Genomic DNA, 18716 nt, shown 5'->3' with positions numbered 1-18716 from the left:
CTATGGTAACCCTGTTCGGGCAGGGGGCCAGCCGCTATCAGTGAGAAATGTGGCCTGCATCGGAGGCAGGCCACATTTTCAGCTATTTTCCGCCACCAGCCTCATCGGTTGAGGCGCATGGAGTTGGTTACCACGATGAGTGAGCTGAGCGACATGCCCGCCGCCGCCAGATAGGGCGGCAGCCAGCCGCAGGCCGCCAGCGGCAGCACCAGCAGGTTGTAACCGATGGACCAGGCGAAGTTCTCGATGATGATCTTGCGGGTACGCATTGCCAGCACTCTGGCCTCGAGCAGTCGGCTCAGGTCATCGGCCAGCAGGATGGCATCGGCGCTGTTTTTCGCCAGATCGGTGCCACCGGCCATGGCGAACGAGGCGTGAGCGCCAGCCAGTACCGGGGCGTCGTTGATGCCATCGCCCACCATGATGCTGATATCCCCTTGGGCTTCCCGGGCCTTGAGGTAGGCCAGCTTGCCATCGGGCGAGACCCCCTTGACCAGCTCATCCACCCCCAGCTCGCGGGCAATCTCGTCTGCCTGCAGAGAGCTGTCGCCAGTCAGCACGGTAGTTTGCAGACCGGCCGCCTTGAATGCCGTGATCAGCGCCCTGGCATCGGGGCGCAGGGTATCTTCCAGATTGAAGCGGGCCAAGACCTGCTGCTCGTCGGCCAGATAGATAGCCAGACCGCGGCCGCGTTCTTGCGCCGGATCCAGCCCAAGCCAGCGGGCACTGCCGATGCGGTAGCGTACGCCATCCACCAGCGCTGTGATGCCGTGACCGATGACCGGGGTGATCTCGCGAACGGATGGCAGCACACTGATACTGTCGGTGGGTAGCCGGAAGGCGCGAGCTATGGGGTGCTCGGATTGCGCCTCCATGGCCCGGGCGATGGCGAGGCATTGCGTCTCGTCCATCTCTCCCAAGGTGGTGGTGCCGGTCAGACTGATCTCACCTGTGGTCAGGGTGCCAGTCTTGTCCATCACGATCCGGTTGGCCTTGGTCAGTACGTCCAGCACATGACCACGGCGCAGCAGAATGCCGTTGCGGGTCAGATTGGCGGTGGCCGAGGTTAGCGCCGTCGGGGTGGCCAGCGACAGGGCACAGGGGCAAGTGGCAACCAGCACGGCGAGGGTGACCCAGAACGCCTGATCCGGTTGATGGAAGTGCCAGAAGGTCCAGACCGCAGCGGCAATGATCAGCAGCACCAGAATAAAGTGGCGCGACAGTTGATCCGCCATCTGGGCGATGGCCGGTTTGTCGTCGAGGGCGTGATCCTGCAGCCGCATGATCTGAGCGATCCGCGACTCTTCAATACGGTGGCTGACCCGGATCTGCAGCGGGGCATCCGTGTTGATGGTGCCGGCATAGACCTGATCACCGTGCTGTTTGAGCAGGGGCAGCTGTTCACCGGTCAGCATGGATTCGTTGAGGCTGGCTTGCCCTTCGACAATGATGCCATCCGCCGGCAAGGTGGCGCCAGCCAGCACACGTACCCGATCGCCGACCTGCAAGGTCTTGGCCGCTACCTCGTGTTCCCCTTCATCATCGATGCGGGTCGCCATGATGGGCACCAGTCGCGCCAGGTTGGAGCTTGATTCCGACGCCTTGCGTCGGGCCCGCAACTCGAGAAAGCGCCCCAGCAGCAGGAAGAAGACGAACATGGTGATGGAGTCGTAATAAACCTCACCGGTATTGAACACAGTGGCCCACATGGAGGCAACAAAGGCACCGATCAGCGCAAGTGACACCGACACATCCATCGACAGGTGACCCTGTTTCAGGCTGCGCCAGGCACCCACGTAAAAGGGCTGGGCCGAGTAGATCATGATGGGGGTGGAGAGCAGCAGGCTTATCCACTTGAAGTAGACCATGAACTCATCTTCAACGCTGATGAAGAGATCCATGTAGAGGGCCACGGCGCACATCATCACCTGCATCGAGCCCAGCCCCGCCAGTGCCAGCCGGAACATATAGCTGCGCACCTCTTTGGCGTAGAGCGCCTCCTGTTGATGGGTCTGGAACGGATAGGCGCGATAGCCGATCTGGGCAAATCCCTTGAGGATGTCACTCAGAGAGAGCAGGTCCGGATCCCACTTGATGCGGGCCCGGTGGGTGGTGGTGTTGACGTTGATGTAGCGCAGGCCGCCAAGGGTCATCAGGTGGCGTTCGATCAGCCAGGCACAGGCTGCGCAGGTTAGCCCTTCTACTGTCAGCTGGATTTCGCGAAGGGTGCCGTTGTCGGTGACAAAATCCTGTTGTATTTCTGCCAGATCGTAGTGGGTGAGGGCGGCCAGCTCCTCGGGCACCAGATCGCCCTTGGTGCCGGGAGCGGTGCGGTGATCGTAGTAACTTGCGAGGCCGCACTCCATGATGGTCTCTGCCACAGCCTGACAACCGGGGCAGCACATGGGGCGAACAATCCCCTTTATCTCGAGGGAATAGCCACTATTGGCGGGTACCGGCTCGCCACAGTGAAAGCAGGGGGTCATGCGTTATGCCTCCCTGAATGCTGAATGCTGAATGCAAGCAGCAGGGGCGCTGGCGAGAACCGGCTCGCCACAGTGATAACAGCCGGTCATGGCTTAGCGTCCTTTCGGGTCGAGTTCGACAGGGGCCAGGGTGGGCAGCTGGACGGTCTCTTGCAATCGCCACTCGTGATCGAAAGCATCGACCCGAATGTGCCACTTGCCGACCAGCGGCTTGTCGAAATGGAGGCGATAGGTGCCGCTCGCATCGGCGGTGATCATGTGTTCGCTGTCCTGACCGGCCAAGGTCGGGTGAAACAATGAGAGATAGAGAGCTTGCCCGGCAGGAATGTCACCGCTGATGGGTTTGAGGGTCAGCTCGTTGCCGTCAACCTCCAGCCCAAAGCGGATATTGAGCGCTTCGGAGCGGTCAAACTTGCTCAAGTCCTGATTGATCTCTTTCCCTTGTTTGTAATAGTCCTCGGCCACCAGATTGACCCCATCCTTGCTGGCGATGATGGCGGTGGCGATGCTGCCAACAACGGCGGCAGTGGGGAGGGCGATGATAAACCAGGGCCAGAATTGGCGATACCACGGTTTGGATAGAGATTGGGTCATGATTGCTACTGCCATGAAACGAATGATTAACGTGGAAGATGGTTTTTACGCAACACAAGATAACAAAAAGCCTCGAGGAGTCGAGGCTTTTTGCTGTGTAATCACGTGTTTATCACATGTTACAACGTTACGGGCGAACCTTATTTGGCAGACTGTTGATGAGACAGGCTGTAAACGTAGGAGGCCAGCAGGTGAACCTTGTCCTCACCCAGAATGTCTTTCCAGGCTGGCATTACGCCGTGACGACCGTGGGTGATGGTTTGCACCACCACTTCGCGGGAGCCACCGTAGAGCCAGGTGTTGTTGGTCAGATCTGGCGCGCCGACGGCAACACCGCCCTTGGCATCGGCCCCGTGGCAGGCAGCGCAGATGGCGAAGCGTGCTTCACCTTTCTTCGCTTCCACCAGGTCGACCTTGCGACCGGAGAGGCTCAGCACATAGGAGGCCACTTCCTGAACGCCATCTTTGCCGAGGATTTCACCCCAGGCAGCCATGATCCCCTGACGACCGCCCATGATGGTGGTCTTGATTTGATCAGGCTGGCCGCCCCATTGCCATTCGCTGTCGGTCAGGTTCGGGAAACCGCGACCACCGCGGGCGTCAGAGCCGTGGCACTGGGAGCAGTTCTGCAGGAACAGACGCTGACCCACTTTCAGGGCTTCCGGATCCTTGGCGATCTCGGTGATGGCACGATAGGTTTTGCCATCCGCTTCGTAGGTGAGTTCACGGAACTTGGCGCCGTAGATCTCGTCAGCCTTGGCGACCTCACGGTCATACTCCACCGCGCGACCTTCAGCCTTGGCCGATTCGGTTGCAGCCTTGGACTCGGCCAGCGAGCGCACGTCCTGGTTGGAACTTTGCCAGCCCAGCAGGCCTTTGAAGTTGCCAAGCCCCGGGAAGGCGATCAGATAGACCAGACCGGTGACGATGAAGAAGAGGAACATGTAAGTCCACCACTTCGGCAGCGGGTTGTTGATCTCCTCGATGCCATCGAAGGAGTGACCCATCGATTTGCCTTCTTCCACACCCATCTTGTCCTTGCGGCACCACATCAGCAGCAAGAAGCAGCCGAGGATAGTTCCCAGACTGATGACAGTCACAAAAATGCTAAACAGAGTGCTCATTATTGTTTCGCTCCTGCGTTCTTTTTATCAGCACCGGGTTGCTCATCATCGGCAAAAACCAGATTGGCAGCCTCGTCGAAAGAGGTCTTGCGGCGTTTGCTGTAGGCCCAGACGATGATGCCAATCATGATGGCCATCAACAGCAGGGTATACAGACCGCGAAATGTGCCGTAGTCCATTTTCGCCTCCTTATTTCAGGGCATGACCCAGTGATTGCAGATAGGCCACCAGCGCATCCAGCTCGGTTTTGCCCTTGACGGCTTCGCCTGCACCCTGAATATCGGCGTCGGTATAGGGCACACCGAAGTGATCGCGGAACAGCGCCAGCTTCTTGGCCGTCATCTCACCGGTCAGCACATTGGTATCAAGCCAGGGGTAGGCGGGCATGTTGGATTCCGGTACCACATCGCGCGGGTTGATCAGGTGAACCTTGTGCCACTCATCGGAGTAACGGCCACCGACACGGGCCAGATCCGGACCAGTACGCTTGGAGCCCCACAGGAAGGGGTGCTCCCAGACGCTCTCACCGGCGACCGAGTAGTGACCGTAACGCTCGGTTTCGGCACGGAACGGACGGATCATCTGGCTGTGGCAGTTGGTGCAGCCTTCGCGAATGAAGATGTCGCGCCCTTCCATCTGCAGAGCGGTGTAGGGCTTGAGGCCCTCCACCGGCTCGGTGGTTTGCTTTTGGAAGAACAGCGGGGTGATTTCAACCAGGCCCCCCAGACTGATGGCAAAGATGATGCCGACCACCAGCATGGGAACGCTTTTTTCAAATATTTCGTGACGGTTATTGTTGCTCATGGGTTGACCTCTTCAATCATGCTGGCTGGGCGACAGGTTCCAGAGAACCTTTGGGCGCAGTGATGGTGCGATAGGCGTTGTAAGCCATCAGCAACATGCCGGTGACGAAGAAGCAGCCTCCCAGGAAGCGCACGAAATAGAAGGGATAGGATGCCTGCAGCGCTTCAACGAAGCTGTAGGTCAGGGTGCCGTCTTCGTTGACTGCACGCCACATCAGGCCCTGCATCACGCCGGAAATCCACATGGCAACGATGTAGAGCACGGTGCCCACGGTCGCCAGCCAGAAGTGAACGTTGATCAGCTTGACGCTGTACATCCGGCCCTGGCCGAACAGGTTCGGGATCAGATGGTAAACCGCACCGATGGAGACCATGGCAACCCAGCCCAGCGCACCGGAGTGAACGTGACCAACGGTCCAGTCGGTGTAGTGGGAGAGGGCGTTGACGGTTTTGATCGCCATCATCGGGCCTTCGAAGGTCGACATGCCGTAGAAAGAGAGGGAGACGATCAGGAAGCGCAGGATGGGGTCATAACGCAGTTTGTGCCAGGCACCGGAGAGGGTCATGATGCCGTTGATCATGCCGCCCCAGGAGGGGACAAACAGGATCAGGGACATAACCATGCCGAGGGACTGAGCCCAGTCAGGCAGTGCGGTGTAGTGCAGGTGGTGCGGACCGGCCCAGATATAGAGGGAGATCAGCGCCCAGAAGTGCACGATGGAGAGGCGATAGGAGTAAACCGGACGACCGGCCTGCTTGGGCACGAAGTAGTACATCATCCCCAGGAAGCCGGCGGTCAGCAGGAAGCCTACCGCGTTGTGGCCATACCACCACTGCACCATGGCGTCCATGGCGCCGGAGTACATGGAGTAGGACTTCATGCCGGAGAGCGGCACTTCCATGTTGTTGACAATGTGCAGCACCGCAACGGTGATGATGAAGGCGCCGAAGAACCAGTTCGCCACATAGATGTGGGAGGTGGTGCGCTTCATCAGGGTGCCGAAGAAGACGATGGCATAGGCGACCCATACCACAGTGATGGCGATATCAATCGGCCACTCCAGCTCGGCATACTCTTTGGCGGAGGTGTAACCCAGCGGAAGAGAGATGGCGGCAGAGAGAATGATTGCTTGCCAGCCCCAGAAGACGAAGGTTGCCAGCGGGCCACCAAACAGTCTGGTTTGACAGGTGCGCTGCACCACGTAAAACGAGGTGGCCATCAGTGCACTGACGCCGAAGGCGAAGATCACTGCGTTGGTATGGAGGGGCCGCAGACGACTGTAAGTCAGCCACGGGGTCTCGAAGTTGAGGGCAGGCCAGATCAACTGGGCTGCGATCAGTACGCCAACCGACATGCCGACAATTCCCCAGACAATCGTCATGACGGTAAACTGGCGAACAACGGTGTAGTTGTACTCAGGATGGTTAGTTGTATGGCTCATCGTTATATTCCGCTTCCGATGCTGCTGTTGTTTGGTTTTGTATCCGGAGGACCGGACTGGCTTCATCAGCCACCGCCGACCAGTTGTTAACATCTGTTAACGAAAGGAAAAGCAAAAGATGGCTAAATGAAAACTGCATGGGAATGATACTGAAGTGACAGGTAAAATAACAGTATAAACAGTGATATATTTGGCTCCGTCCGGTCTCGATATGGCAGTTTTTTACCTTGTTCGAGATCACAAAAAACTATTTTAATTGCATCTTAATCGGGCTGTTTTTGATGAAAGAGAGACTTACCGCACGTAAAGTTTTGCACCTCGTACTGGTATTGGCGCTGTTATTGGCGCTGATGGCCTATCGCACCTGGTTTTCGGCCGATAACAGCGTCTCTGCTGACCAGAAAAAAGATCAGATTTGTGATCTTTCCCACACCCCTTGCAGCGCGCTGATTGGTGACAAGCCACTGACGGTCGCCATCAAGGAATTACCGCTGCGCGCTGAACATGACTTTGCCATCGCTATTACCGGCGGCGATCCGGCCATCAAACCGGTGAAAGCGACACTCGAAGGCAAAGATATGTTTATGGGCACCATTCCGGTGAGCTTTGAAGAAATAGACGGACAGTGGCAGGGGGTGACACAGGTGGGGAGCTGTACATCACCCGTCATGATCTGGTTGTTAAATATCGAGTGGAGTAATGGTCAACGCCAGCAATTGGCGCTTTCCGTTGCCCGGGAATAACGGCGCAAGAGGTGGGGAGTGGAAAAAATATTTGAAATTTCCCGGCCAGGCGTTACCTTCCCCAAACCATCAGGGAGTGAAGTTCATTTAATCATGATTGAAAAACAACCGTTTTATCGCACCCTCAACCAGCAGGCCAAGGCGCTGCTGGAGGGGGAAACCGATCTGATTGCCAATCTGGCCAACCTCTCCGCACTGCTTAATCAGGAGCTGGAGGAGATCAACTGGGTCGGTTTTTATCTGTTGCAGGGCGAGACCCTGGTATTGGGGCCATTTCAGGGCAAACCGGCCTGCGTGCGGATCCCGGTCGGCCGCGGGGTGTGTGGTACGGCAGTGGCAGAGGGGAGAACCCAGCTCATTGACGATGTCCACCAGTTCGACGGTCACATCGCTTGCGATGGCGCGAGCAACTCGGAAATCGTGATCCCGGTTCGCCGTGGTGGCGAGATCATCGGGGTGCTCGATATCGACAGTCCGATTTTTAACCGTTTCGACCAGCAAGACCGGATTGGCCTCGAAGAAACGGTGCAAATTTTGGAAAGCATGCTCTAAGTCATTGCTAGATGGTTCGCAAAAGGCCCCAAGCTCTCTATAATGGGGCCTTTGTTGTGCTCGGGACGTGCCCGTGCGTTTATATGAAAGCCAAGGTTATACATGGAAAACACTGAGAAGCTGAAGAACAGTAAAGAGATCGTTGCCTACCTGGTCGAGAAATTCCCGGCCTGCTTCGTTGCTGAAGGAGAGGCCAAGCCGCTCAAGATTGGCATCTTCCAGGATTTGGCCGAGCGTCTTGCTGACGATGCCAGAGTCTCCAAGACCATGCTGCGTTCCGCACTGCGTCAATACACCTCCAGCTGGCGCTACCTGCACGGTCTCAAAGCTGGCCAGGCTCGCGTTGATCTGGATGGCAACCCGGGCGAGCTGCTGACCGAAGAGCACATCGAGCACGCCAAGCAAGCTCTGAAAGAGAGCAAAGAGCGCGTATTCGCCAGCCGTCGTACCAATACCAAAGAGAAGGATGAGAAGGCCAAGAAGCCTCGTCGTCCTGCTGTGCGCAAAACCGAGAAAACTGATGTAGCTGCCAAGCCGAAAGCTGCCGCCAAGGCACCGGTCGCTGACGCTCCGCTGGTTAAAGTGGATGCCGCTACGCTGAAAGTGGGCCAGGATGTGCGCGTCGTTATGGGTAAATTCCCGGTTCCGGCAACCATCAAGGAAGTAACCAAGGACGATGTACAGGTCCAACTGCAGACCGGCATGATGGTGCGGGTCAAATCAGAGCACTTGGTTCTCTAAGGAGACAAATGTTGAAGCATGGCGTAATTCGTTTTTCCCTCGTTGCCTGTAGCCTGGCGCTTGCCGGGCTTGCACAGGCCATCGAGCCGGTGCTCAAGGAGAGTGATTTGCCTGTGTTGGCTCAAGAGAGCCAACATGCTACGGCCAGCAAGCGAATTACCAATCTGTTTACCCGCTCGCACTACAAACAGTTCAAGCTTGACGATGCCTTTTCCTCCGTGATTTTCGATAAATATCTGGAGAATCTGGACTACAGCCGCAACCTGTTTTTGGCCTCTGATATCAGCCGTTTTGAAAAGTACCGTAACGGTTTTGACACCGACCTCGAAAGAGGCCGTCTGGCTCCCGCCTACGAGATGTTCAACCTGAGTCAGCAGCGGCGTTATGAGCGGTTCGAATACGCCCTCAAACTGCTTGATACTCCTTTCGATTTTACCCAGACCGACAACTATGTGTTTGATCGGGAAGGGGCGGCTTGGCCCAAAGATGAAGCAGAGCTCAACGAGCTGTGGCGTCAGCGGGTCAAGTTCGATGCCCTGAGTCTCAAGCTCAGCGGCAAGGAGTGGCCCGAGATCAAGGAGCTGCTTGGCAAGCGTTACAACAACGCCATCAAGCGGATGTCCCAGACCGAGAGTGAGGATGTCTTCCAGCTCTTCATGAACTCCTTCGCTCGCGCCATCGAACCGCACACCAGTTACCTCTCACCGCGCAGTGCCGATCGTTTCAACACCGAGATGAACCTCTCGCTCGAGGGGATTGGTGCCGTGTTGCAGGCGGAAGATGACTTTACCGTCATCCGTTCTTTGGTGCCCGGTGGCCCGGCTGCCAAATCCAACCACCTCAAACCCGATGACAAGATTACCGGGGTAGGGCAGGAAGATGGCAAGATTGTCGATGTGATCGGCTGGCGTCTTGATGACGTGGTCGAGCTCATCAAGGGGCCCAAGGGGAGCAAGGTCAAGCTGGAGATCCAGCGCGGCAAGGGCGCAACTGCCAAGACCGAGCAGATCGAGCTGACCCGTGACAAGGTGCGCCTTGAAGACAGGGCCGCCAAGTCCAAGGTGATTAATGCCGAAGGCAAGAAGATTGGCGTCATCGAGATCCCGAGTTTCTACGTCAATCTGCACGACGACGTGATCAAGGAGCTCTCCAGCCTCAACAAGCAGAAGATCGATGGTCTGATCATCGATCTGCGCGGTAACGGCGGTGGCGCCCTGACCGAAGCTTCCGCCCTGAGCGGTCTCTTCTTTGCCAGCGGTCCCGTGGTGCAAATTCGTGATCACATGGGCCGTATCACGGTCAATGGCGATGACGATGGCAACGTCTACTACGGCGGCCCCATGTCGGTGATGATCGATCGCTATAGTGCCTCTGCCTCCGAGATCTTCGCAGCCGCCATGCAGGATTATGGCCGCGCCCTGATCCTGGGTGAAAACTCGTTCGGCAAGGGGACGGTGCAGCAGCATCGCAGCCTCGCCAAGGTCTATGACTTCTACGAGCAGCCGCTGGGTCACGTGCAGTACACCATCGCCAAGTTCTACCGGATCGACGGTGGCAGTACCCAGAACAAGGGCGTTGCGCCGGATATCAGCTTCCCGACACCGGTTGCCCCGGAAGAGACGGGCGAGAGCCGTGAGTTCAATGCGTTGCCGTGGGACAAGATTGCCTCCGCCAACTACGAGAAACTCGGCAACTTCGCCAGCCTGCTGCCCAAGTTGCAGTCGGCGCACGATGCCCGGATCGCCAAGGATCCCGAGTTTGCCTATGTGATGCAGGACATCGCCGACTACAAGGAGGAGAAAGACAAGAAGTCGGTCTCCCTCAACGAGGCGGAGCGTGTTGCAGAGCAGGCGAAACAGGATGAGAAAGCGCTCAAACGTACCAACGAGCGTCTGGCACGTCTTGGCAAGCCGGCGGTGAAGAGTCTGGATGAACTGCCTGCTGATTTTGAAGCGCCCGATGAGTATCTCATCGAAGCGGCCAATATCACGGCAGATCTGGCCAAGGTCAGCAAACGCAGCTGACAAGGTGACACCTAATGCACAAGGGCGACTTCGGTCGCCCTTTCTTTTTGTCTGGCGTATCTGACGTAATGCAAATTGTTTGACCCCGCCAGTTGGTTGTGACAGCCTCTTTCTCGCCTTTAACAAGCGTGGAAGCAGACAATAATGACCGATCACTCCCAGGCCATGACGGCCAAATATCGCCAGGATTATCAGGCGCCGCTCTACTGGATCGACACCATCGACCTCGATTTCCAACTGCAGGAGCCGCTGACCCAGGTCACCGCCATCACCCGCATTCGCCGCAACGGCGAGCACAATGCGCCGCTGGTCCTTGATGGCGAGCAGCTGACCCTCAAGAGCGTTGCCATCGATGGCATTCCCTGTGACCACTACGAGCAAGGCGAGAGCAGCCTGACTCTGTTCAACCTGCCTGCCGAATGTGTGCTGACCATTGTCACCCTGCTGGATCCGGCTGCCAACACTGCGCTGGAAGGGCTTTACAAGTCTGGCGATGCCTACTGCACCCAGTGTGAAGCGGAGGGCTTTCGTCGCATCACCTATTATCTGGACCGCCCCGACATTCTGGCCCGTTACAGCACCCGCATTACCGCCGACAAAGCCCAGTTCCCCTTCCTGCTCTCCAACGGCAACAAGGTCGACAGCGGTGATCTGGATGGTGGCCGTCACTTCGTGCAGTGGCAGGATCCTTTCCCCAAACCGAGCTACCTGTTTGCGCTGGTGGCCGGTGATTTCGATGTGGAACGCAGCCACTACACCACCCAAAGCGGCCGCAAAGTGGCTCTCGAGATCTTCGTCGACAAGGGCAACCTGGACAGAGCCGGTTTTGCCATGGAGAGCCTCATCAACTCCATGCGCTGGGACGAACAGCGTTTTGGCCTCGAGTATGACCTCGACATCTACATGATCGTCGCGGTGGACTTCTTCAACATGGGCGCCATGGAGAACAAGGGACTCAACATCTTTAACTCCAAATTCGTGCTGGCCAATCCGGCTACTGCCACCGACAGCGATTACCACGGTATCGAACGGGTGATCGGTCACGAATATTTCCACAACTGGACCGGCAACCGTGTCACCTGTCGTGACTGGTTCCAACTCAGCCTGAAAGAGGGGCTGACGGTATTCCGGGATCAGGAGTTCTCCTCCGATCTGGGCTCTCGCGGCGTCAATCGCATCAACAACGTGCGTACCGTGCGCGGCCCGCAATTTGCCGAAGATGCCGGCCCCATGGCGCACCCCATCCGCCCGGATGTGGTGATCGAGATGAACAACTTCTACACCCTGACCGTCTACGAGAAGGGGTCGGAAGTGATCCGCATGATGCACACCCTGCTGGGGGAAGATGCCTTCCAGGCCGGTATGCGTCTCTACTTCGAGCGTCACGACGGCTCGGCCGCCACTTGCGATGACTTCGTGCAGGCGATGGAGGATGCTTCCGGTGTGGATCTCGGCCGTTTCCGCCGCTGGTATAGCCAGTCTGGCACCCCCGAGCTGACGGTGACCGACGAGTACGATGCCGCGAGCGGAATTTACCGTCTGCACGTGCGCCAGCATACCCCGCCGACTCAGGATCAGCCGCAAAAGCTGCCGCTGCACATTCCGTTCGATATCGAACTCTATGACGAGCAAGGTGCCGTCATCCCTCTGCAGCATCAGGGCAAGGCCATCGGCAATGTGCTCGACGTGCTGGAAGCGGAGCAGACCTTCGAATTCGATCAGGTGCCGGTCAAGCCGGTTCCCTCCCTGCTGCGGGACTTCTCCGCGCCGGTCAAGCTGCACTATGACTACAGCGATGAAGCGCTCGCCTTCCTGATGCGCTTTGCCCGTAACGAGTTCGCCCGCTGGGATGCGGCGCAGATGCTGATCAACAAGGCGGTCATCGAAGGGGTAGCGCGGGTGCAACATGGGCAGGGGGTTGAGCTCTCCCAAACCCTGCTGGCCGCCTTCGTCGCCATTTTTGACGACAGCGAGCTGGATTTGGCCCTCAAGGCGGAGATCCTGGCGCTGCCCGGTGAGGCGACCCTGGCCGAGCTGTTCGAGGTGGCCGATATCGATGCCATCCATCAGGTGCGCGACGCGATCCACACCCGTCTTGCCGAGGCCTTTGGCGCGAGCTTGGCGGCAACCTATCAGAGCCTGCGTCTGAGTGGTTATCAGGTGGTGCACGCCGACATGGCCAAGCGAGCTCTCAAAGGGGTGGTGCTCGGTTATCTGGCGGCGCTGGATGCGGAGCATGCCGATGCGCTGGTGCGCGAGCAGTACGCAACCGCCGACAACATGACCGACACCCTGGCGGCGTTGCAGGTGGCCAACGGCTATCTGCTGCCATGCCGCGCCGCGCTGCTGGCCGATTTCGAGGGCAAGTGGGCCAAGGATGGACTGGTGCTGGACAACTGGCTGCGGCTGATTGGCAGCAAACCGGCTGCCGATGTGCTTAGCGAAGTGAAGCAGGCGATGAATCACCCCACCTTCAGCATTCGCAACCCGAACCGGCTGCGGGCATTGATCGGCAGCTTCGCCATGAGCAATCAGGTGCAGTTCCATGCGGTGGATGGCAGCGGTTACCGCTTCCTGACTGATCTGCTGATCGAGCTCAACGAGGTCAATCCGCAGGTGGCCTCCCGCCTCATCACGCCTCTTATCCAGTTCAAGCGACTGGATGAAGCGCGCAAGGCCCTTATCCGCGCCGAGCTGACCCGTCTTGCCAACCTTGAGGGGTTGGCACGGGATCTGTTCGAGAAGGTAAGCAAGGCGCTGCAGCAGTAAGTAGCGACGGGGCAGGGGCGTTGAACGCGCCTGCCCCCCATTATGTGATTTGCCGTGTGATCAGGAGCAAGCGTGAAGCAGTTTACTTTTCGGCTCTCATTGAATAGCGATGAGGTGATACTGATGTATCAGGGCCATGCCAGACGGCTGGTGGTGCGCAGCGAACAGGGATTGACCCTGGAACTTGGCATAGAAAAAATACGGCCCTTTGTCGCCATCAATGGTGTGCATGGCTACTTTCGGCTGAAAACCCAGGACGATTACCGCTTTATCAGTCTCGAACGCATAAATTAACAAAAAGTGAACAGATTACCGACTGTTTATCTGCTTTGAGTCACTATCTATCCGGCAAACTGGCACAAAGGTAGTGGGAATTTCTGTATTTTTGGTTATTTGCAAAATTTCTCACAGTTTAAGCCGTGATCTGCACCTTGTTTTTAACATCTCGTTAGCACCTTTCCTCGCCTTCCCTTATCCAAGCCATTACACTTCGCAACAACTCTGCACCAGCGGGTAACCAGGGTGGTTGCCTCTGCGTCGGTGGTTAATGTCGTCCGATAAGGAATATAAAAATGGCATTGAAAGACGCCCCTACCTCAGTTCTGCTCGAAAACGTTCTCAGCCTGATCCATCAGAAGTTGCCCAAAAACAGTGCCTCTCTGGTCGAGCGCTTCGTTGCCAAGTTCTACGGCAACATGGCGAGCTCCGATCTGCACGATCGCAATGACAGCGATCTCTACGGCGCGGCCCTGAGCTTGTGGAATGCCCTCAATCAGCGTACCGGCACCGATCCCTATATCCGGGTCTACAATCCCGAGCTGACCCGTCACGGCTGGCAGTCCCCCCATACGATTGTCGAGGTGATCCTGCAGGATTCCCCCTTCCTGGTGGACTCCATCCGGATGGCGCTCAAGCGACTCAATATCACCGCCCACATGATGCTGCACCAACCGCTGCACCTGATTCGTGGTGCGGATGGCAAGATTGACGCCATTCTGGCGCTCGACAACACCGACGGGCAGACTTCGGTTGAAACGGCATTCCTTATCGAGATCGATCACCTCACCAGCGAGGAGCAGATGGCTGCGCTGGCTGCCGAGCTCAACTCGGTGGCCGGTGAAGTGGCGCTGGCGGTCGGCGACTGGCAGCCGATGCTGACCAAGCTCAATGAGATCATCGACGAGCTGCCTAAACGCAAGAGTCCGGCCAGCAAGGAGGAGGTAGCCTCCTGCGTCGCTTTCCTCAAATGGGTGGCTGCCCACAACTTCACCCTGATGGGCTATCGCCGTTATGACGTCAAGGCGGTGGAGGGGGATCACGAGATCCTGCCGCAGGCCAGCTCCAGCCTCGGTCTGATGAAGAACTCCATCAAGGAGGTGGGCCAGCGTCTTGGCAACATGCCAGCCAGCGCTCGTCACGCCGCCCTGAGCTCTGACTTGCTGATCCTCACCAAATCCAACAGCAAGTCTCGCGTCCATCGCCCGGCCTATGTGGATTACATCGGCATCAAGCGCTTTGACGAGCACGGCAAGGTGGTGGGGGAAGATCGCTTCATCGGCCTCTACGCCTCTTCCATCTACAACACCAGCGCGACCCAGATCCCGCTCATCAGCCATCGTCTCGAACGCATCATGGCTGCCTCCGGTCACGAGAAGGGATCCCACGCCTACAAGGCGCTGCTGAACGTATTGGAAACCTACCCGCGCGATGAGCTGATCCAGGCCCGCGAAGAGGAGCTGTTGGCCACCGGTCTTGGGGTGCTGGAGATGCAGGAGCGGGACATGCTGCGGCTGTTCGTGCGCCGCGATGTGTACGGCCGTTTCTTCTCCTGCATGGTCTATGTCACCAAGGAGCGCTACAACACGGCGCTGCGGATCAAGACCCAGCAAATATTGCAGAAGTATTTTGGCAGCAACGAAGAGGTGGAGTTCAACGTCTACTTCACCGAAGGCGTGCTGGCGCGGACCCACTACATAGTGCGGGTCAACAACAACAACGTGGATGTGGATGTGAACGAAGTACAGAACAACCTGATTGAAGCGGCCCGCAGCTGGGACGACAGACTCGATTCCGTGCTGCTTTCCCACTATGGTGAGGCCCGTGGCAACGAGCTGCGCCGCCGTTTCAGCACTGCCTTCCCTCGCGCTTACAAAGAAGATGTGCTGCCGGGCTCGGCCGTGGCCGATATCATGGCGCTCGATAACCTGAGCGAAGCCGAGCCGCTGGGCATGCTGTTCTACCGCGCGCAGGAGGAGGAGAACGACCGTCGGGTACGGCTCAAGCTGTTCCACCGCACCGAACCCATTCACCTCTCCGATGTGTTGCCGATGCTGGAGAACATGGGGCTGCGGGTGATCGGTGAGACCCCGTATCAGGTTCGCACTCCGGGGGGCGATCTGTTCTGGATCCTCGACTTCTCCATGCTGCTGCATGGCGAGCAGCCCTTTGATCTGGCCCAGAGCCAGCAGCGCTTCCAGCAGGCTTTTGCTGCCATCTGGAACAAGCAGCTGGAAGATGACGGCTTCAACCGGCTGGTGCTGGGGGCGGGTCTCACCGGCCGTCAGGTCTCGGTGCTGCGCGCCTATGCCAAATACATGCGCCAGACCGGCGTCTCCTTCAGCCAGTCTTATATCGAAGAGACCCTGACCCGTTACCCTGATATCGCCCAGCTGCTGTTTACCCTGTTCGAGCAGCGCCTCGACCCGGCTGGCAAGCAGGATGCCAAAGCAGAAGCCAAGTTGCACGAGGAGCTTGCCACCAAGCTGGATCAGGTGGCCAACCTGGACGACGATCGCATCATTCGCCGCTATGTGGAGATGATCGATGCTACTCTGCGCACCAACTACTACCAGCTGGACAAGGCGGGCAACATCAAGCCCTACATCTCCTTCAAGCTGGCCCCCTCCAGCATTAGCGACATGCCGCTACCGTTGCCGAAATTCGAGATCTTCGTCTATTCGCCGCGAGTGGAAGGGGTACATCTGCGCTGGGGCAAGGTAGCCCGTGGCGGCCTGCGCTGGTCCGATCGCAAGGAGGACTTCCGTACCGAAGTGCTGGGTCTGGTGAAAGCCCAGCAGGTGAAGAACACCGTCATTGTGCCGGTGGGGGCAAAAGGCGGCTTCTACTGCAAACAGATGCCGGTGGGGGCGCCCCGTGCCGTCATCCAGGAGGAGGGCAAGGCCTGTTATCGTCTGTTTATTCGAGGTCTGCTCGATGTGACTGACAACATCATCGGCGGCGAGGTGATCCCGCCCAAATCCGTGGTGCGTCACGATGAGGATGACTACTACCTGGTAGTCGCCGCAGACAAGGGCACAGCCACCTTCTCGGATATTGCCAACGAGATCAGCCTCGAATACGGTCACTGGCTCGGCGATGCATTCGCCTCCGGCGGCTCGGTCGGTTACGACCACAAGAAGATGGGCATCACTGCCCGTGGTGCCTGGGAGTCGGTCAAACGGCATTTTCGTGAAATTGGCGTCAACTGCCAGACCACCGATTTTACCTGCGTCGGGATCGGCGACATGGCGGGGGACGTGTTCGGCAACGGCATGCTGCTCTCCGAGCACACCCGGCTGGTGGGCGCGTTCAACCACATGCACATCTTCGTTGACCCGACCCCGGATGCGGCCAAGAGCTTTGTCGAGCGCCAGCGCCTGTTCGATCTGCCGGGTTCCAGCTGGGATGACTACAACCGTGAGCTGATATCACAGGGGGGCGGCATCTTCCTGCGCTCGGCCAAATCCATCAAGCTCAGCCCGGAAATGCAGACCCTGCTCGGCACCGACAAGGCCAGCATGGCCCCGAACGAGCTGATCAAGGCGCTGCTTTGCCTCAATGTCGACCTGCTGTGGAACGGCGGCATTGGCACCTATGTGAAGAGCGCTCGCGAGAGCGATGGGGAAGTGGGCGATCGCAGCAATGACGCATTGCGGGTCAATGGTCGCGATCTGCGGGCCCGTATCGTGGGTGAGGGGGGCAACCTCGGCTTTACCCAGCTCGGCCGGGTGGAGTACGCCAGTCAGGGCGGTCGCATCAACACCGATTTTACCGACAACGTGGGCGGGGTGGATTGCTCCGACAACGAGGTGAACATCAAGATCCTGCTGAACCAATTGGTGGCGGCAGGGGATCTGACCCTCAAGCAACGTAACCAGATGCTCTACGAGATGACCGACGACGTGGCGCAGATCGTGATCACTAACGCCTATCGCCAGTCCCAGTCCATCTCGGTCACCAGCTTCCGCGGCTCTGAACAACTGAAAGAGCAACAGCGCTTTATTCAGGGGCTGGAGCGGGAAGGCAAGCTCGACCGTGCGCTGGAGTTCCTGCCATCCGATGAGGAGCTTTCCGAGCGGATGGCGGCAGGGCAGGGGCTGACCCGCCCCGAACTGGCGGTGCTGGTGGCTTACGGCAAGATGGTGCTGAAAGAGCAGCTCAACTGCCCGGAAGTGACCGACGAGCCCTTCCTCGCCAACATGCTGGTCACCAGCTTCCCGGCCAAAGTACAGCAGCAGTTTGGTGCCCAGCTGGCCGATCACCCGCTACGCGGCGAGATCATCGCTACCCGGGTGGCCAACATGCTGGTTAACGACATGGGGCTCAACTTCGCCAGCCGGATGAAGGACGAGACCGGTGCCTCGGTCGCCGAAGTGGCTTGCTGCTTCGCCATGGCCCGCGAAGTGTTTGGCATGAACCAGCTGTGGCGCGATATCGAAGGGTGCGACAACCTGGTGGATGCCCAGACTCAGCTCGAGCTGATGTTCTACAGCCGCCGCATCGTGCGCCGTGCCACCCGCTGGTTCTTGCGCGCCCGCAATCGCAGCTGGAGCATCAGCGAGAACATCGCCTTCTTCCGTCCTGCGTTCGAGACCCTCGGCACACACCTTTACGAGGTGATGGATGAGAGCGAAGTGGCCGAGCATCGTCAGGCTGTTGCCAAGTGGATGGAGAAACAGGTGCCGGAGGCCATTGCCCGTCAGGTCGCCCATATGAGCAGCCTCTTCTCCAGCCTGGATCTGGCGCAGATTGCCGCGGAGCACAAGACCGATATCCTGCGCGCCGCCAATGTCTACTATCGCCTCGGTGCCAAACTGGATCTGCACTGGTTCCTTGATCAGATCAACCATCAGCCAGTCGGCAACCACTGGCAGGCGATGGCGCGAGCCTCCTTCCGCGAAGATCTTGACTGGCAGCAACGCAGTCTCACTTCTGTGGTACTGGAAGGGTGCAAAGATCAGGGAGAATGCGCTACCATACTGGCCGACTGGATTTCGGAGCATGAGCAACTCTTGTCCCGTTGGACCCATATGTTGGCCGACTTCAAGACCACCAGTACCCACGAGTTCGCCAAGTTCTCGGTGGCCTTGCGAGAGTTGAACCTGCTCCAGTTGAATTGTCGGGCACTTTAATTGCCAGATTAAGGCATGACACCGACA

At 58.1% G+C, this 18716-nt stretch carries 13 protein-coding genes; 7 read left to right on the top strand and 6 right to left on the bottom strand.

Annotated features, from left to right (window positions below):
* Positions 1–101 precede the first annotated feature (101 nt).
* The 6 genes from OKC42_RS19720 to ccoN form a co-directional block, all read right to left on the bottom strand.
* Positions 102–2486: a heavy metal translocating P-type ATPase gene (locus OKC42_RS19720; RefSeq protein ID WP_270820701.1), complete on the bottom strand. Its 2385-nt coding sequence runs from the start codon at positions 2484–2486 to the stop codon at positions 102–104.
* Between the two features lie 93 nt (positions 2487–2579).
* Positions 2580–3080 carry a FixH family protein gene (locus OKC42_RS19715; protein WP_139411796.1) on the bottom strand — a complete coding sequence of 167 codons (501 nt, stop codon included), beginning with the start codon at positions 3078–3080 and terminating at the stop codon, positions 2580–2582.
* A gap of 140 nt (positions 3081–3220) precedes the next feature.
* Positions 3221–4204 carry a cytochrome-c oxidase, cbb3-type subunit III gene (gene ccoP / locus OKC42_RS19710; RefSeq protein WP_019446377.1) on the bottom strand — a complete coding sequence of 328 codons (984 nt, stop codon included), beginning with the start codon at positions 4202–4204 and terminating at the stop codon, positions 3221–3223.
* On the bottom strand, positions 4204–4383 hold the full coding sequence (locus OKC42_RS19705) for a CcoQ/FixQ family Cbb3-type cytochrome c oxidase assembly chaperone (protein ID WP_005336620.1): 180 nt from the start codon (positions 4381–4383) through the stop codon (positions 4204–4206). The genes ccoP and OKC42_RS19705 overlap by 1 nt, the downstream gene beginning before the upstream one ends.
* 10 nt (positions 4384–4393) lie before the next feature.
* A complete protein-coding gene (gene ccoO, locus OKC42_RS19700) occupies positions 4394–5008 on the bottom strand; it encodes a cytochrome-c oxidase, cbb3-type subunit II (RefSeq protein WP_005336618.1) in 615 nt (204 codons plus the stop codon).
* 16 nt (positions 5009–5024) lie between these two features.
* A complete protein-coding gene (ccoN, locus tag OKC42_RS19695) occupies positions 5025–6449 on the bottom strand; it encodes a cytochrome-c oxidase, cbb3-type subunit I (protein WP_005336616.1) in 1425 nt (474 codons plus the stop codon).
* Between the two features lie 281 nt (positions 6450–6730).
* Between ccoN and OKC42_RS19690 the strand changes: the two genes are divergently transcribed.
* The 7 genes from OKC42_RS19690 to OKC42_RS19660 all read left to right on the top strand — a co-directional run bounded on the left by OKC42_RS19690 (position 6731) and on the right by OKC42_RS19660 (position 18689).
* The gene (locus OKC42_RS19690; RefSeq protein WP_005351925.1) at positions 6731–7192 is read left to right on the top strand and encodes a hypothetical protein; all 462 of its coding nucleotides are present in this window, start codon (positions 6731–6733) and stop codon (positions 7190–7192) included.
* Positions 7193–7285: 93 nt separating this feature from the next.
* On the top strand, positions 7286–7744 hold the full coding sequence (locus tag OKC42_RS19685; protein ID WP_005336610.1) for a GAF domain-containing protein: 459 nt from the start codon (positions 7286–7288) through the stop codon (positions 7742–7744).
* 102 nt (positions 7745–7846) lie between these two features.
* The gene (gene proQ / locus OKC42_RS19680) at positions 7847–8485 is read left to right on the top strand and encodes an RNA chaperone ProQ (protein WP_139747246.1); all 639 of its coding nucleotides are present in this window, start codon (positions 7847–7849) and stop codon (positions 8483–8485) included.
* 8 nt (positions 8486–8493) lie between these two features.
* Positions 8494–10509 (top strand): carboxy terminal-processing peptidase, encoded by a 2016-nt coding sequence (gene prc / locus OKC42_RS19675; protein WP_042062350.1) that lies wholly within the window; start codon positions 8494–8496, stop codon positions 10507–10509.
* Between the two features lie 144 nt (positions 10510–10653).
* Positions 10654–13278, top strand: coding sequence for an aminopeptidase N (gene pepN / locus OKC42_RS19670; protein WP_270820699.1), 2625 nt, complete (start codon positions 10654–10656; stop codon positions 13276–13278).
* Positions 13279–13350: 72 nt separating this feature from the next.
* Positions 13351–13572 carry a DUF2835 family protein gene (locus OKC42_RS19665; RefSeq protein ID WP_270820697.1) on the top strand — a complete coding sequence of 74 codons (222 nt, stop codon included), beginning with the start codon at positions 13351–13353 and terminating at the stop codon, positions 13570–13572.
* 278 nt (positions 13573–13850) lie between these two features.
* On the top strand, positions 13851–18689 hold the full coding sequence (locus OKC42_RS19660) for an NAD-glutamate dehydrogenase (RefSeq protein ID WP_270820695.1): 4839 nt from the start codon (positions 13851–13853) through the stop codon (positions 18687–18689).
* Positions 18690–18716: the final 27 nt, after the last annotated feature.

Origin of the sequence: Aeromonas sp. Y311-2 (assembly GCF_027706025.1) — a bacterium.
Taxonomy (GTDB): domain Bacteria; phylum Pseudomonadota; class Gammaproteobacteria; order Enterobacterales; family Aeromonadaceae; genus Aeromonas; species Aeromonas veronii.
The sequence above is the reverse complement of the archived record's forward strand: the minus strand, read 5'-3'. Positions and strand labels throughout refer to the sequence as shown.

What these genes read in the sequence shown, in the direction of transcription:
- OKC42_RS19690 (WP_005351925.1), top strand. Translation starts at nt 6,731, where the DNA reads ATGAAAGAGAGACTTACCGCACGTAAAGTTTTGCACCTCGTACTGGTA.
- proQ (WP_139747246.1), top strand. Translation starts at nt 7,847, where the DNA reads ATGGAAAACACTGAGAAGCTGAAGAACAGTAAAGAGATCGTTGCCTAC.
- prc (WP_042062350.1), top strand. Translation starts at nt 8,494, where the DNA reads ATGTTGAAGCATGGCGTAATTCGTTTTTCCCTCGTTGCCTGTAGCCTG.
- OKC42_RS19705 (WP_005336620.1), bottom strand. Translation starts at nt 4,383, where the DNA reads ATGGACTACGGCACATTTCGCGGTCTGTATACCCTGCTGTTGATGGCC.
- OKC42_RS19720 (WP_270820701.1), bottom strand. Translation starts at nt 2,486, where the DNA reads ATGACCCCCTGCTTTCACTGTGGCGAGCCGGTACCCGCCAATAGTGGC.
- ccoO (WP_005336618.1), bottom strand. Translation starts at nt 5,008, where the DNA reads ATGAGCAACAATAACCGTCACGAAATATTTGAAAAAAGCGTTCCCATG.
- ccoN (WP_005336616.1), bottom strand. Translation starts at nt 6,449, where the DNA reads ATGAGCCATACAACTAACCATCCTGAGTACAACTACACCGTTGTTCGC.
- OKC42_RS19715 (WP_139411796.1), bottom strand. Translation starts at nt 3,080, where the DNA reads ATGACCCAATCTCTATCCAAACCGTGGTATCGCCAATTCTGGCCCTGG.
- ccoP (WP_019446377.1), bottom strand. Translation starts at nt 4,204, where the DNA reads ATGAGCACTCTGTTTAGCATTTTTGTGACTGTCATCAGTCTGGGAACT.
- pepN (WP_270820699.1), top strand. Translation starts at nt 10,654, where the DNA reads ATGACCGATCACTCCCAGGCCATGACGGCCAAATATCGCCAGGATTAT.
- OKC42_RS19660 (WP_270820695.1), top strand. Translation starts at nt 13,851, where the DNA reads ATGGCATTGAAAGACGCCCCTACCTCAGTTCTGCTCGAAAACGTTCTC.
- OKC42_RS19685 (WP_005336610.1), top strand. Translation starts at nt 7,286, where the DNA reads ATGATTGAAAAACAACCGTTTTATCGCACCCTCAACCAGCAGGCCAAG.